This window comes from Promicromonospora soli, assembly GCF_014653785.1.
Taxonomy (GTDB): domain Bacteria; phylum Actinomycetota; class Actinomycetes; order Actinomycetales; family Cellulomonadaceae; genus Promicromonospora; species Promicromonospora soli.
Window position 1 is genome coordinate 186422 of sequence record NZ_BNAS01000006.1, and the last position, 14632, is coordinate 201053.

Annotated in this window: 12 protein-coding genes and 1 pseudogene; 8 read left to right on the forward strand and 5 right to left on the reverse strand. The window is 70.3% G+C overall.

Annotated elements, in window-relative coordinates; translation table 11 throughout:
• Window positions 1–43: 43 nt before the first annotated feature.
• Together IE250_RS19100 and IE250_RS19105 are read right to left on the reverse strand one after the other, a co-directional pair.
• Entirely contained in the window at window positions 44–1813 is a 1770-nt protein-coding gene (locus IE250_RS19100) for an ABC transporter ATP-binding protein (RefSeq protein WP_189670889.1), read from the reverse strand.
• Complete coding sequence (locus IE250_RS19105) at window positions 1810–3672, reverse strand: ABC transporter ATP-binding protein (RefSeq protein ID WP_189670890.1); 1863 nt, start codon at window positions 3670–3672, stop codon at window positions 1810–1812. The genes IE250_RS19100 and IE250_RS19105 overlap by 4 nt, the downstream gene beginning before the upstream one ends.
• 560 nt (window positions 3673–4232) lie before the next feature.
• On the opposite strand from IE250_RS19105, the gene IE250_RS19110 reads away from it, so the two are divergent.
• The 5 genes from IE250_RS19110 to IE250_RS19130 all read left to right on the forward strand — a co-directional run bounded on the left by IE250_RS19110 (window position 4233) and on the right by IE250_RS19130 (window position 9298).
• Window positions 4233–5003: a ThuA domain-containing protein gene (locus IE250_RS19110; protein ID WP_189670891.1), complete on the forward strand. Its 771-nt coding sequence runs from the start codon at window positions 4233–4235 to the stop codon at window positions 5001–5003.
• Window positions 5000–6106: a Gfo/Idh/MocA family protein gene (locus tag IE250_RS19115; protein WP_189670892.1), complete on the forward strand. Its 1107-nt coding sequence runs from the start codon at window positions 5000–5002 to the stop codon at window positions 6104–6106. The genes IE250_RS19110 and IE250_RS19115 overlap by 4 nt, the downstream gene beginning before the upstream one ends.
• A gap of 70 nt (window positions 6107–6176) precedes the next feature.
• The gene (locus tag IE250_RS19120; RefSeq protein WP_189670893.1) at window positions 6177–6965 is read left to right on the forward strand and encodes an MBL fold metallo-hydrolase; all 789 of its coding nucleotides are present in this window, start codon (window positions 6177–6179) and stop codon (window positions 6963–6965) included.
• A 180-nt stretch (window positions 6966–7145) separates the two neighbouring features.
• Window positions 7146–7874 (forward strand): response regulator transcription factor, encoded by a 729-nt coding sequence (locus IE250_RS19125; protein ID WP_189670894.1) that lies wholly within the window; start codon window positions 7146–7148, stop codon window positions 7872–7874.
• Window positions 7871–9298, forward strand: a complete 1428-nt coding sequence (locus tag IE250_RS19130) for a sensor histidine kinase (protein ID WP_189670895.1) — start codon at window positions 7871–7873, stop codon at window positions 9296–9298. The genes IE250_RS19125 and IE250_RS19130 overlap by 4 nt, the downstream gene beginning before the upstream one ends.
• Window positions 9299–9326: 28 nt before the next feature.
• Here the strand turns inward: IE250_RS19130 and IE250_RS19135 are convergent, their stop codons facing one another.
• Together IE250_RS19135 and IE250_RS19140 are read right to left on the reverse strand one after the other, a co-directional pair.
• Window positions 9327–10307 carry an aldo/keto reductase gene (locus tag IE250_RS19135; RefSeq protein WP_189670896.1) on the reverse strand — a complete coding sequence of 327 codons (981 nt, stop codon included), beginning with the start codon at window positions 10305–10307 and terminating at the stop codon, window positions 9327–9329.
• A 957-nt stretch (window positions 10308–11264) separates the two neighbouring features.
• On the reverse strand, window positions 11265–11759 hold the full coding sequence (locus IE250_RS19140; RefSeq protein ID WP_189670897.1) for an MBL fold metallo-hydrolase: 495 nt from the start codon (window positions 11757–11759) through the stop codon (window positions 11265–11267).
• A 93-nt stretch (window positions 11760–11852) separates the two neighbouring features.
• Here IE250_RS19140 and IE250_RS19145 point away from each other — a divergent pair.
• A pseudogene (locus IE250_RS19145) lies at window positions 11853–12044 on the forward strand (transcriptional regulator); the annotation flags it as partial.
• A 29-nt stretch (window positions 12045–12073) separates the two neighbouring features.
• Window positions 12074–12361, forward strand: a complete 288-nt coding sequence (locus tag IE250_RS19150) for a hypothetical protein (RefSeq protein ID WP_189670898.1) — start codon at window positions 12074–12076, stop codon at window positions 12359–12361.
• A 34-nt stretch (window positions 12362–12395) separates the two neighbouring features.
• On the opposite strand, the gene IE250_RS19155 is transcribed toward IE250_RS19150, so the two are convergent.
• A complete protein-coding gene (locus IE250_RS19155) occupies window positions 12396–13208 on the reverse strand; it encodes a helix-turn-helix domain-containing protein (RefSeq protein WP_189670899.1) in 813 nt (270 codons plus the stop codon).
• Window positions 13209–13300: 92 nt separating this feature from the next.
• Between IE250_RS19155 and IE250_RS19160 the strand changes: the two genes are divergently transcribed.
• Window positions 13301–14572, forward strand: a complete 1272-nt coding sequence (locus tag IE250_RS19160; protein WP_229872593.1) for a glycoside hydrolase family 27 protein — start codon at window positions 13301–13303, stop codon at window positions 14570–14572.
• Window positions 14573–14632 lie beyond the last annotated feature (60 nt).

Sequence of the window (14632 nt, forward strand, 5' to 3'; positions counted from 1 at the left end):
GCACGTCAACGGACTGCTCGAGGGTTGGGAGACACGCCCTGGCTCAGCGGTACTGGCTCGCCTGGCTCTCGTACAGCGCCGCGTACGCGCCGCCGGACTCCATGAGGTCCCGGTGCGTGCCGCGTTCGACGATCGCGCCGTTGTCGAGCACCACGATGAGGTCGGCCATGCGCACGGTCGAGAACCGGTGGGACACCAGGAGGGTGATCTGCCCGGCGGCGTCCGCGGTCCGCTCGGCGTACAGCTCGTGCACCTCGTGCTCGGCCTGCGGGTCGAGCGCCGCGGTCGGCTCGTCGAGCACCTGCAGGTTCGAGTCCGTCCGCATGTGCGCCCGGGCCAGCGCCAGGCGCTGCCACTGCCCGCCCGAGAGCTCGTGCCCGCCCATCGACCGGTCGAGCAGCGTCTCCGTCCCTTCCGGGAGCCGGTCGACGAACGCGTGCACGCCGGTCGCCTCGATTGCGAGCCGGATCCGCTCGGCGTCGCCCGCCTTGTCGAGGTCGCCGACGCCGACAGCCTCGGACACGGTGGTCTTGAGCCGGAACGAGTCCTGGAACGCGCCGGTGGTGCGCCGCCGCCACGAGGCCGCGTCGAAGTCCGCGAGCGGGCGCCCGTCGAGCAGCACCTCGCCTTCGGTCGGCGCATACATGCCCGTGAGCAGCTTGACGAGCGTGGTCTTGCCCGCCCCGTTGAGGCCGACGAGGGCGACGGTCTGCCCGGACTCCAGCGTCAGGTCGATGCCTCGCAGGACCGGTTCGGCCCCACCGGGGTAGGTGAAGCCCGCACCGCGCAGCTCGATCCGACGGACCGGACCGGTCACCGGGTCGGAGCCGGCCACAGCCCTCTCGCGCCGGGCGTAGTCCTTGAGCCACACGTAGTGCTCCGCGGCGGTGGCGGCCCGCGCGACCTGCTTGATCGACTCGACGGTCCGGCGCACCTCGCCGCGCAACCGCGTCGCCAGGGTCACCGCGAGAACGAAGCTGCCGAGTGTCGCCGCGCCCGTGCCGACCATGGAAATCGCAAGCGCGATGGTCGCGGCAAAACCGAGCGTGTAGATAGCCCAGCCGATGAGCTCCCAACCGGTGGCGGCCAGGAGTCCGCGGTCGCGGACGCGCAGGTGCCGGGCGCGGGACTCGTCGGCCCAGGCGTCGATGGCGCCCGCGGCGGCCATGACACGGATCTGCTGGGCGCTCTCGGGCTCGACCGCGAGCCGGTGCAGGCGCTCGTCGCGTCGCTCGTCTGCCGCGGCGCGGCGTCGGGCAGCTTCGCGGTGGCGCTGCGCGATCATGCTCAACCAGATCGGCGGGAACGCGAGCAGCACGAGCAGGCCGAGGGCGATGTGGATGCCGGACAGCAGGATCACGCTGAGGACCACGCTCACGGCGGCGGAGCCGGCGCGCGCGAGGCCGATCCCGGAGAGCGCGAGCTCGTAGGTGCTCTTGCCGAGCAGGGAGACGCGGTCGTGGAACTCGGGGCGTTCGAGGTGTTCGAGGGTGGGTAGGCCGGTGCTGATGCCGATGACCTCTTCGTTGAGGGTGAGGTCGACGCGCTCGGCGAGGTTCTCCTGGAGGAGGTTCACGATGCGGTTGCCGGCGGCGTTGACGGCGGCCGCGAGGCCGCCGAGGGCCGCGGCGAGGACGAGGGCGACGACGGCCCCGGTGCCCGCGTTGTCGACGATCCAGCGCTGCGACAAGGCGAACCCGACGGCGGCGAATGCCTCGAGGACGACGAGTGCGCCGAGCGCGATGGTGGCGCGGCGGTCGGAGCGCCAGGCGAGGGCGAGGGTGTGGCGGGCCAGCTGCAGCAGCGCGTTCATGCCGTCGCCTTTCGGGGGTCGGAGTCGGCGTCGGGTTCGAGATCCGTGAATCGGGAGGCTTGGAGGGAGAAGAGGCGCGCGTATTCGCCGCCGCTGGCCATGAGGTGGTCGTGCCCGCCCTGCTCGATGATCCCTTCGGGGCCGAGCATGACGATGCGGTCGGCGTGGCGGATGGTGCCGAGCCGGTGCGAGATGAGGACGATGGCGGCGTCGTCGATCGCGGAGGTGACGCGGTCGAAGAAGGCCGCTTCGGCGTGGGCGTCGAGGTGCGCGGTGGGCTCGTCGAAGACAAGGAGGTCGCGCCCGTGCCGGGCGGCGAAGAGGCCGCGCGCGATGGCGATGCCCTGCCATTGACCCCCGGAGAGGTCGGTGCCGTCCTCGAACTCGCGGCCGAGCAGAGTGTCGATGCCGTCGGGGAGGTCGTCGAGCCAGCGGTCGATGCCCGCCGTGCGCGCGGCCTCGAGGAGGCCCTCCCGGTCGGCGGCGTGCTCGACCGCGCCGATGGCGATGTTGTCCGCGACGCTGGCGGGGAACCGTCCGAAGTCCTGGAACACCACGGAGACCCGGCGGTGCCAAGCCGCATCGGGCAGGCCCGCGAGGTCGGAGCCGTCGACGGTGATCCGCCCGGCGTCGGGCCGGTAGAGGCCGGAGAGAAGCCGGATGAGGGTGGTCTTGCCGACGCCGTTGCGGCCGACCAGCCCGATCACCTCGCCCGCCTTGATCTCGAGGTCGAGTCCGGAGATGACGGGCCGGTCGGTGCCCGGGTAGGCGAAGGCGACACCTTCGCAGCGGACGGCGGCGTCGAAGCGGACGGGCTCGGCCGCTTCGGGTTCGGGCTCCGGCGCGGCGGCGCGGAGCCGTTCCAGGGCCTTGAGCGAGCCGCTGCCGTGTTCGATGTCGAAGGCCTCGTGGCCCATGAAGAGGATCCCGAAGATGCCCCAGCCAGCGAAGAAGCAGGTGACGAGCTCGGAGGCGTCGATCGTCCCGGCGCGCATCGCGAGGGCGGGGACGAGGAGCACGAGGCAGCTGACGGTGGCGGTCATGAGGACGATGGGCCACTGCTGGACGGTGACCCGGCGACGGCCAGGCCGCAGCGGGGCGACGTACTCGAGGAAGGCCGCGGTGCGGCGGGCCACGAGCCACTGGCCGAGTCCGAACATGCGCAGGTCCTTGGCCCCTTCGGGACTGTGGCCGAGACCGGTCCAGTAATCGGCGCGGCGCTGGAAGCGCTCGCGAGCGGCCCCTTCGGCGACCAGGCCCGTCCACTGGCGGCGCAGCAGCGCGCGGTTGCACAGGCAGACGACCAAGAGCGGCACGGCGAGCAGCGGGGAGAGGACGACGGAGAGGAGGATCGTGGCGAACCCGGCGGCGGCGAACCGGAACAGCAGGAGCAGCTGCCCGGTCGCGCCTGACCCGGCCGAGCGGACCCACTTCTGGTCCAGGTCGGAGGTGCGGGCGAGGTCGTCGACGATCGCGGGGTCGTCCAGCTGGGACACCGAGAGCCGCCGCAGCGACAGCGACCGTATCTCGCGGCGCAGCACCCGGTCGATGCGGGACCCGGCCGCGGTGCGGGCGAGGCTCGCGAACGCGTAGAACGTCTCCTCGAGGAGGAACATCGCCGAGACGGTGGCGAGCGGCAGGGCCAGTGCGCCCCAGTCGGCCTCGCCGTCGATCGATTCGATGCTCGAGACGAGCCAGCCGACGACGAGGGCGAGGACGCTCGGGGTGAGGGCGACGAGGAGCAGGCACCCGGCGAGCACGGCCGCGGCGCCAGGTGCGAGCCGCAGCAGGCCGAGCAGGCGCCGGCGTTCGGCGAAGAGCTCGCGCGTGGTGGGCGGGGGAGGGGTCACGGGGGGCATGCGGCTCCGTCCGGAGGTTAGAAGCGGTTTCACCCAGCAGTGGACCTTACTCAAGGATTGACACCGGTATAGAGCATGCTGGTCGTGAACGACTCTTCGAGGCCTCCGGCAAGAGCTCGTTCAGCCGCCAGACCGGATGAATACCGCTGCGGGTGAGGAGGCCGGCGCTCGATGACACCAACCAGACATGACGATGGACTGGGCCGGTTGGGCGCTGTTCGGGCCGCTCGCCACCACGGCGCTGACCGCGGTGATGATCACCGCGCAGCTCGCGGGTCTGACCCGCCTCGACCTGCCGCTGGTCCTCGGCACCGTACTCACCGAGGATCCTGACCGAGCACGGACCCGGGCACCTCAGGATCCCGATACTCCTCGGCCCGCGGAACCCGGCGTCCTCGCGGTGTGGGGTCGTGACCAGCCCGATACGCTCCGGACAACCACGTCGCTGTCCGCCCAGGGCCGCGCCGCACGACGGACGGGCCGCGCGCACCGAAGCCCGCCGTGCTTGAAGCCGTCCAACGTTCCTCAACTCAGGGTTCAGAAAACTGGAGGAAGTAGACATGTTGAACGAACCGATCCGGGTCCTCGTGTGGGGCGAGAACCGGCACGAGCAGATCGAGCCGTCCGTCGCCGAGCGCTACCCGGACGGCATGCACGGCGCGATCGCCAAGGGCGTCGGCGAGTGGCTCGGGGACAGAGCCCGCATCGCCTCGACCACCCTCGACGAGCCCGAGCACGGGCTGACCTCCGACGTGCTGGACGAGACCGACGTGCTCGTCTGGTGGGGACACGCCGCCCACGGCGACGTCGCTGACGAGGTGGTCGAGCGAGTCCACCGTCATGTCCTCGCCGGCATGGGCCTCGTGGTGCTCCACTCCGCACACTGGTCCAAGATCTTCGTGAAGCTCATGGGCACCACCTGCACACTGCGCTGGCGCAGCGAGCGTGACCGCGAGCTGGTGTGGACCGTGAACCCGCAGCACCCCATCGCCCGCGGCATCCCCAACCCGATCGTCATCCCCGAGCAGGAGATGTACGGCGAGTACTTCGACGTGCCGACTCCCGACGACCTGATCTTCATCAGCGGCTTCAGCGGCGGTGAGGTCTTCCGCAGCGGCATGACCTACCGCCGCGGGTTCGGCCGCATCTTCTACTTCAGCCCCGGCGACCAGGACTTTCCCGTGTACCACCACCGGGACGTGAACCACGTGATCGCCAACGGCATCGAATGGGCCCGGCCCGACCGGGAGCGCGAGACGCCTACGCTGCTGCGCTACGACACCGACGACTTCTTCAACGGCCAGGGTTACGCAGGGGCGTTCGAGCGATGACCTTCCGGACCGTCGAGACCGAAGGGCCCCTGCGCCTGGTCGTGGTCGGTGCCGGCGGCATGGGCCGGGCCTGGACCCGCGCGATCCAGGCCGACCCCGCCACCGAACTCGTCGGCATCGCCGACCTGTTCTCGGCAGCGGCTGAGTCGGCCGCTGCCGAGACCGGCATCCCTGGTCTCGCGGTCGGGGCCGACGCCGTCGAGCTCGCACGCCGCACCGGCGCGGACGCGATCCTCGACGCCACCATTCCCGAAGCGCACCACTCGGTCACGACCGCCGCGCTGCTGGCCGGGATTCCGGTGCTGGGGGAGAAGCCGGTCGCCGCCAGTGTGGCCGAAGGGCTCTCGCTCGCGGCCGCGGCCGAGCACACCGGGGAGCTGTTCATGGTCAGCCAGTCGCGTCGCTATCATCGGTCGCTCTTCCAGGTGAAACGGCAGGTGGCAGCGCTCGGCGCCGTCGGCGTCGTCGCAGTTGAGCTCTTCAAGGCCCCGCACTTCGGCGGCTTCCGCGACGAGATGGCCAGTCCGCTGCTGCTGGACATGGCGATCCACCAGTTCGACATGGCCCGGTTCCTGCTCGACGCCGACCCCGTCTCGGTGTCCTGCGAGGAGTACAACCCGCCGTGGAGCTGGTACGCAGGCGACGCGGCCGCAACCGCGGTCTTCGCCATGGAGGGCGGCGCCCGCTTCACCTTCAACGGCTCGTGGTGCAGCCGTGGCTTCGAGACCTCGTGGAACGGTTCCTGGCGGATCTCCGCCGAACGGGGCACCGTGCTCTGGGACGGCGACGGCGAACCCGACAGCTTCCCCCAGACAGCTGTCGCAGACACCGAAGTAGACCCAGGGCATGAGATCGCGGGATCGCTGCGCGAGTTCACCGCCGCCCTCCGCTTCGGCACTGAGCCGATGGGGCGTGTGCACGCCAACGTCATGAGCCTCGCGATGGTCGAGGCCGCGATCCAGAGCGCGGCGCAGGGGCGGAGGGTCGCGATCGACGACGTGCTCGAGCGATCCTACGAGGCAGCACTCGCGACCGAGCGGAACGCCGAGGTCCTCGGGGTCCTGAAATCCTGGCCGTCGGTGCGGGACGCCTTGAACCGGTGACCGAGGTCAGCGCGGGGAAGCGCGTTCATGGGGAGGGAAGACGTACTGCTCTCCTCGTAGGGTCGGGGTCATGGGAAGGTGGATCGAGGCCGCTGACGGCGTGCTGGTGCGGCGGTACCAGGAGTTGGACCTGTCGGTCGGGCTCGTGGTGGGCGGCGAGTCGTGCCTTGTCGTGGACACGGGCGGGGACCCCGGGCAGGGCGCGGAGCTCGCCGCCGCCGTGCGCGAGGTGACGCCGCTGCCGTGGCAGGTGGTGCTGACCCACTCCCATTTCGACCACAGCTTCGGCACCGAGGCCTTCGCCCCCTGCGCGGTGTGGGCGCACCGGCGCTGCCACGCCGACCTGGTGGCCACCGGCGAGCAGCAACGCGAGAAGTGGGCGCGGAGCTATCGCGAACGCGGTGAGGTGGAGGTCGGCGACCGTATCGCGGCCGTGCGACTGGTCCTGCCCGACCACCTGGTCGACGTCCGCGCGGAGCTGGACCTCGGTGGCCGCCGGGTGGACCTGCGGTACTTCGGGCCCGCGCACTCCGACCACGACCTGGTCGTGCACGTCCCGGACGCGGGGGCGGTGTTCGCGGGCGACCTCGTAGAGCACGGTGCGCCGCCGCAGTTCGGCGATGCCTTCCCACAGGGCTGGCCGGCCGCGCTGGACGGCATCCTCGCGCTGGACGCGCCGATCGTCCTGCCCGGCCACGGCGACCCGGTGGACCGCGACTTCGTCCGGGACCAGCGCGCGGAGCTGGCGTTGGTCGCCGAGCTGTGCCGGGAGGTCGCCGCCGGGACGCTCGACGCGGAGCAGGCCGTGGCGCGGTCGCCGTACCCGGAGGAGTTCACGTTGGCCGCGCTCGCGCGCTGACGTTCAGGCCGGCGTCCAGGAGGGCGTGTCCGGCTGCGGTGAGCTCGTGCGTGACCTTGCGACCGGCCCGGCTGCTGTCGACGGGGCCCGCTCATCTTGCCCGCTCAGAGCCTTGAGCGGGCAGCGCCGACCGATCCCCGGCTGTCGTCCGCCGTCACGCCTGAACCGTAAGGTTCTCGCGTGCGCGTACTCCTGGTAGAAGACGACGAGCCCGTCGCCCGTACGCTCCGGCGTGGCCTGCTGCGTTACGGCTTCACGGTGGAGTGGGTCATGACGGGGCGCGAGGCGCTGGCGGCCGCCGACGCCGTCGGCGGCCATGGCGGGGACGTCCGTGAACCCTACGACGTCGTTCTGCTCGACCTCGGGCTGCCCGACGCGGAGGGCCTCGACGTGTGCAAGGCGCTGCGCGAGCGCGGTGACGTGCCGATCATCGTGATCAGCGCCCGGAGCGACGAGGCCGATCGCGTCGTCGGCCTGGAGCTCGGCGCCGACGACTACGTCACCAAGCCCTTCGGCGTCCGGGAGGTCATCGCCCGGATCCGGGCAGTGCTGCGCCGCGCCCAGCCGTCCGGGCCGCTGACCGGGGCCTCTCCGAGTCCGGACCGCTACGGTTCCCGGTTGACCATCGATCGCCGCGCGGCCCGGGTGCGCCTGGACGGCGAGCTGGTGACACTGACCCCCAAGGAGTACGACCTGCTCTCCTTCCTCACCGAGGAGCCGGGCGCACTGATGTCCCGTGAGCAGATCATGGAAGCGGTCTGGGACGCGCACTGGTTCGGGCCGACGAAGACCCTCGACGTCCACGTGGCGGCGCTGCGGCGCAAGCTGGCGGGGGCGATCATCATCGAGGCGGTGCGTGGGGTCGGCTTCCGCCTGGAGATCGTCGATGACGGGGCCGCGGCGTCGTGATCCGCCGGCTGATCGTCAGCTATGTTCTGCTCGTCGCGGTAGCCCTGGCCGCGTTCACGGTCCCGGTGGCAGTGACGCTCACGGGCCAGCTGCGCGGGGACACCGACGCCTCCGTGCAGCGTGAGGCGACCACCATGGCGCTGCTGCTCGGCAGCGGGGACGAGGCTTCACGCGCGGCGCTGGTGCAGATGGCCGAGGCATACGCCGTCGAGACGGGCAGCACGGTCGAGGCGGTCGACACCGACGGCGGCGGGGTGCCGGGCCTGGCCCGACCCGCCCGGGACGTGGCCCTGAGCAGTGCCCTGCGCGAGGGCAGGCCGACTGCCGACTGGGGATCCTCCTGGTTCTGGGGACCCCACCTGGTGATCACCGTCCCCGCCGTCGAGCCGGCCATCGACGCAGCGGGTGACGGTGAACGGAACGGCCGGGTAGTGGGCGCCGTCCGAGTCAGCTTCCCGACCGAGGAGCTCACCGACCGGTTCTGGACCATCTGGGGGTTCCGGGCGATCTTGGCCGCGGGAGTGCTGGTGGTGGCCGCAGGCCTCGGTGCCCTGGCCGCCCGCTGGCTGACCCGTCCGTTGCGGCAGCTCAACGCCATGGCGAGCCGGTTCGGCGACGGCGACCTCACCGCTCGCTCGCCGGTCACTGGACCCCACGAGACGCAGACCCTGGCCAGGACGCTCAACCAGGGCGCGGAACGGCTCGACACCCTGATCGCCGCGCAGCGGATCTTCGTCGCCGACGCGTCGCACCAGCTGCGCACCCCGCTCACCGCGTTGCGCCTGGCCCTGGACAACATCGCGGACGGTGTCGACGACCCGTACGTGACCGAGGACGTGGAGCAGGCCACCGCGGAGGTCGTGCGGATGAGCCGCCTCGTCAGCGGCCTCCTGGTTCTGGCTCGCGCGGAGGCCCAGGTGACCGCGGCCGAGTCGCTGCCGCTGCGCGACATCCTGGAGGATCGTCTGGCGGTCTGGCAGCCGGCCGCCGACGAGCGCCGCGTCACGATCGCGCTCGCGGGGCACCTTGACGACCGGGTCCAGGTGCTGGCCAGCCCCGGTCACCTGGACCAGGTGCTGGACAACGTGCTGTCGAACGCCCTGGAGGTGTCCCCGGACGGCGGCACGATCACTGTCCGGGTCGAGCCGCGCCCTGACGAGGTCGTGCTCGAGATCCTCGACCAGGGCCCCGGCATATCCAACGCCGAGAAGTCCCGCGCCTTCGACCGGTTCTGGCGAGGGCAGGGGCTCACGGGCCGCTCCGGCTCGGGCCTCGGGCTCGCGATCGTCAAGCAGCTGGTGACGGACGACGGCGGCTCCGTGACCCTGCGGGACGCGCCCGGCCCGGACCGCGGCGGTCAGGGCCGGGGCGGCCTGTGTGTACGGATCAGCCTTCGACCGGCGTCGCCGCGGAGCGGTGGTTGACGATCGGTGTGCCTTCCTCTGCGGCAGGTCAGCGGTCGATCGAGGCCATGTTGGCCTCGTCGTGACGTTCGCCCGCGGCGGGCTCGAGGTCGCCCAGGCGCTCGAGCTGGTCGGCGGTGAGCCCGATGCCGTCTGCGGCGGTGTTCTCCTCGACCCGGGAGACGCGGCGGGTGCCGGGGATCGGGGCGATGTCGTCGCCGCGGGTGAGGATCCACGCCAGGGCGGTCTGCGCCGGGCTCGCACCGATCTCGGCGCCGATCTCCTTGACCGTGTCGACGATGGCGAGGTTGCGGGTGAAGTTCTCACCGGTGAACCGCGGGTTGGTCTTGCGCCAGTCGTCGTCGGCGAAGTCGTCCACCGAACGGATCTGGCCGGTCAGCAGCCCGTGGCCAAGCGGTGAGTAGGGAACGAAGCCGATGCCGAGCTCGCGCAGCAGCGGCAGGATCTCCGCCTCCACGTCCCTCGTCCACAACGAGTACTCCGTCTGCAGCGCCGAGAGCGGCTGCACCGTGTGGGCCCGCCGGATCGTCTCGGGTGACGCCTCCGAGAGCCCGAAGTGGAGGACCTTGCCTTCCCTGATCAGGTCCGCTACCGCTCCGGCGGTCTCCTCGATCGGGACGTTCGGGTCGACCCGGTGCTGGTAGTACAGGTCGATGTGGTCCGTGCCCAGACGCCGCAGCGAACCCTCGACTGCGGTCCGCACGTTCGCCGGGCTGCTGTCGATCACGCCCGGGCCGCCGCCTGAGTGGGAGACGAGGCCGAACTTCGTGGCGATCCTCACCTGGTCGCGGCGGCCCTTGACGGCCTGCCCGACGATCTCCTCGCTCAGGAACGGCCCGTAGATCTCGGCGGTGTCGATGTGGGTGACCCCGAGGTCGAGCGCGCGGTGGATCGTGCGGATCGACTCCGCGTTGTCCAGGACGCCTTCGCTGGTGTACGTGCCGGCCATGGTCATCGCGCCGAGACCGATGCGGGAGACCTCCAGGTCTCCGAGGCGTGCGTTCTTCACGTGTCACTCCATCGTTGTGCCGCTGTGGTTGCACCCAGTCAAGGCGCCTCCCAGCACGCGAGGGAGTCCCTCCCTATCCGGTTAATGCCAGTGACCCCCTGAGATGGAGCCGGTGACGTGCGCCGAGGGCGCCTGACCTGCGCCGGCAGCGTGCGGGTCGAGCCCCCTGGGGTGATCGTGGAACAGCAACGGACGGGGGTTCGGGTATGTCGGCGACCATCGAGACGTACTACCAAGCCTGGCCTGATGGGCCTGCCTCCCGGGCTTGAGGGCCCGGTCCAGGTGGCCCTCGCTCGCACGGTCGCGCAGATCCCGCGCGCGGGCGCGCTGCCTGGCGGGTGCCGTTACGAACCGAAGTGGGACGGCTTTCTTCACTGAACTTGTCAACCTGCATTGAACGTTGCTGAGGTTCGTGCTCGGTCTTGACCGTGCGTTGCCTTGTCAGGTCACCACCCATGGCGCTGCAGCCAGTCGGCCACCATGGCCGTTGCTGGGCTTTCCGGATCACCCAGACCGCAGCGGCCGTGGTCGACACCGGCGAACTCGGCGACATCGATCCCAAGACCGCGAAGTATGTGCTGGTCCTTGAGCGACAATCTGCACCATCGTGTACTGGTCCGCGAGTCGCTCGAACGGGACATACGAGCCGCGGTCCTTCTTCGGCATCACCACGGCGGGGCCGCTCCCGGTCACGGCATACCGGAGCTGATGACCGGCAAACGTTGCAGACTTCCAGTGCACCGCGTCCACGACACCTCCTGGAGCTGACGAGTCACACTCAGGCCACTTCCCGGGATGCTATGTGAGAGCGCCGACAGTCGTATCCAGGTCAACAAGCTGGGCGTCAACGGCAGCCAGCTGACTCCCGGCCTCGGCGCGACGCAGCCGCAGATGCTTCAGCGACTCCGGCGCTTCCCGCGGGCCACGGAAAATCCGCCATGGCCCCAAGCGGAGCCACTAGAACGTGAGTTGCCGAGGAGGGAGACCGGCTGAGATTTCCTCCATGGCCGAGTACAGGTGATGCCAGCCAAGCGTGATCGCGACGGTGCCGTGTCCTGGGTACAGCCCGTCGGGTTTCAAGTCGGCAAGGCGCCGGACGCTCCGTGTGGAGTCGACAATCGAGCAGTCCCAAATGTCCTGGAGGAGGATCCGTCCATTGGCGAAGGCGGCGTCGCCGCTGAACAGGTCGACGCCTCCGGATCGGTGCAGGGCGTAGGAGATGTGGCCGCTGCTGTGGCCTGGGGTCGAGAGCACCTCGAGCTCCAGAGTCCCGACACTGAGGCGTTGGCCGTCGCTCAGCTCCGCGTCTACAGGGCAGGCTCGGAAGCTGTAGTCGTCGGGGTAGCCGCCTGGACGCTTCATCCGGTCGAAACTTGCTGCCCGCTCGTCACCGTCGCGCAAGTACGATGCAACCTCTGGTGAGGCCAGGACCTGCGCGTTAAGGGTCTCCATGACAGCGCGTCTCCGCGCCGGCGGGCAGTTCCCGATGAAGGACGTACCAGCAGGGAATCCCTCGTGAAGCCCTCGCGCCGTAGCGTGGAGGTCGTGGACAACAGGACCGAAGCACGGGAGTTCCCCATGTCCCGCCGGGCGAAGCTCAGCCCCGAGCAGGCAGGACTGACCGTATCCGGGCACCGGCGCGTGGCGGGACTACGGCGCAGCGAGGTGGCGGTGCTGGCGGACGTGAGTCCGGAGTACTACGCCAAGATCGAGCGTGGCCATCTGGCCGGCGTCTCCGACGTCTGGAGCTCGTGTACGCGATGTGGGTGACCACCCTGGTCCTCCTCGCAGGAGAGCTCGTCATCTTCCTGACCGGCGCACGGGCGAGCACGGGGAGCGCGTTCCGTGAGGGTCGGGGTCGGCTCACGAGCCGGGCGATGCTCGGGGTGGCCTTCATCGCGCTCATCGCGCCACTGGCCACGCTCGCGGCGGCGATCGCCGCCGCACCCGACGTGCCAGTGGGTGCCGGGTGGTTCATCGGCGTCCAAGGGACGATGGTGTTCCATCTCTTCGCATGCAGTGTGATCATCCGCGGTCAGGAACGCCCGCACTGATTCCCTCACGCAGCGGGCGGGGCGGCGCAAGCGATCAGTACCTGCCGCCCGCCCTCAACGTCGTCCGGTATGCGCCGGGGCTGGTTCCGGAATGCTTGGCGAACTGCGCGTAGAAGTTGCTGACCGATCCGAAGCCGGCCGAGTGCGCGACGGCTACGGTGCTCAGCTCGGTGGTGACAAGGAGTCGTTGAGCTTCGGCGACGCGACGGCGCGTGAGAAATTCGCCGATGGTCATGCCCCAGGTGCGACGGAACAGTGTCATGGCGTACTCGGTGTTCAGGTGGACTGCGCCGGCGACGTCGGCTGCGGCTACCGGTTCACGGAACCGCTCCATGAGGTGGGCTGCCATCCGGAACGGCCGGGCGGTGGTGGCGATGCCGGAGGGTTCGACCCGGCTGGTCCGCAGGATGCGACGGATCATCGCGTGGATCTCGAGCAGTGCCGTGATGGGGTCGTCGTCCGCGAGGTCGTCGGCCCAGCTGTCCCAGGCCTGCACGGCACCAACAGGTGCGGGGGCCAGAGCGAGCCCACCCTGGAGCAGCTGGGTCAGATCGGAGGACGGTAGCTCCCAGGCCAGGACTGTGCTCAGCGGCACGTGCGCCCAGCACACCTCGGCATGCTCTCCGGGCGTGTCGAGGAGGCGGTGGGGGACGGAAGCCCAGAAGACTGCCGCCTGTCCGTGCTGCACGCGGACCGTCTGCCCGCCGAACAGGTAGTCGATGGCGCCGCCGAGCACGACGTTCAGCTCGATGTCGTCGTGCTGGTGAGCGTTGATCATCTCGGAGGCTGCCCCTCTGAACAGCCAGAGCTCTGAGGGGATCACTTCGACCTGCGGCGCACTGCTCACTGGCGAAACCATACGCATCGGCCAAAGGATTCCGGAAGACTGCCGCAGGCACCCGGACGCCGTCGACGCAGGCGCTGCGGTGAGGTAGCGAGATGAATATCAGTTCGCTGCGCAAGGTCCGTGCGGGGTTGCCGCCGATGGGGTGGAACAGCTGGGACTGCTTCGGTAGCTCGGTGACCGAGGCCGAGGTCATGGCCAACGCCGAGTTCATGGCTGAGCACTTGAAGCCGTACGGCTGGGACACCGTGGTGATCGACATCCAGTGGTACGAGCCCGAGGCGGGCGTGCACACCTACCAGCCGGTGTCCGATCCGGTGCTGGACCAGTGGGGCAGGCAGCTGCCGGCTCCCGGGCGCTTTCCGTCGGCGGCGGATGGCTCGTTCCGGGAGCTCGCGGATCGGATCCACGACCTGGGGCTGCGCTTCGGCCTGCACATGATGCGGGGGATACCGCGCAAGGCGGTGGAGCTGGACCTGCCGGTACTCGGCGGGAGCACCACGGCGGCGAAGATCGCCGACCGGGGGAACGTGTGTCCCTGGAATCCTGACAACTACGGCATCGACCATTCGGCTCCCGGTGCGCAGGCGTTCTACGACTCCCAGCTCGCGCTGTTCGCCGAGTGGGGAGTGGACTTCGTCAAGCTCGACGACGTGCTCTACCCGCCGACCCAGAGCGTCGAGATCGCCGCCTACTCGCGCGCGATCGAGCGGTGCGGACGACCGATCGTCCTGAGTCTCTCGCCGGGCAGGGCGCTGTCCCTGGCTCACCTGGACGAGCTGGCGCGGCACTCGGAGATGTGGCGGATCTCCGATGACCTGTGGGACAGATGGCCGCAGCTGGAGGAGATGTTCCAGCGCGCCGCCCGCTGGGCGCCGCACCAGCGCCCCGGCGCCTGGGCCGACGCGGACATGCTGCCCCTGGGACGCCTCGCTGTTCGTGCGCACGTCGGCCAGGAGCGGGACTCGCAGCTGACGCTCGAGGAGCAGCGCACGATGATCACGCTCTGGGTGATGATGCGGTCGCCGCTGATGTTCGGCGGGCACCTGCCCGACACGCTGCCCGAGACCCTGGGACTACTGCAGAACGCGGACGTACTGGCGCTCCTTTCGAGCACCGGTAGCAGGGAGATCGTGCGGGACGGTTCGCTGGTGATCTGGCGCGCCGACTTCCCGGACCACGAGGCGTGCGCCGTCTTCTGGCTCGGGGACGATCCGCAAGAGGTGACCGTCCACCTCGCCGACATCGGCAGCGAGAACCGCGGGCGGGCCCACGACCTGTGGGCCGGGGACGAGGTCCCGCTGCGTGACGGCAGCGTGCGCTTGACCGTGCCCGCCCATGGCACGCGCCTGCTGCGACTGAGCTGACACCGTTCGCGGTCGACTGCCGCGCGGGCGCGGCGTTTCGCTTGTGCGGGCGCTCTGGGC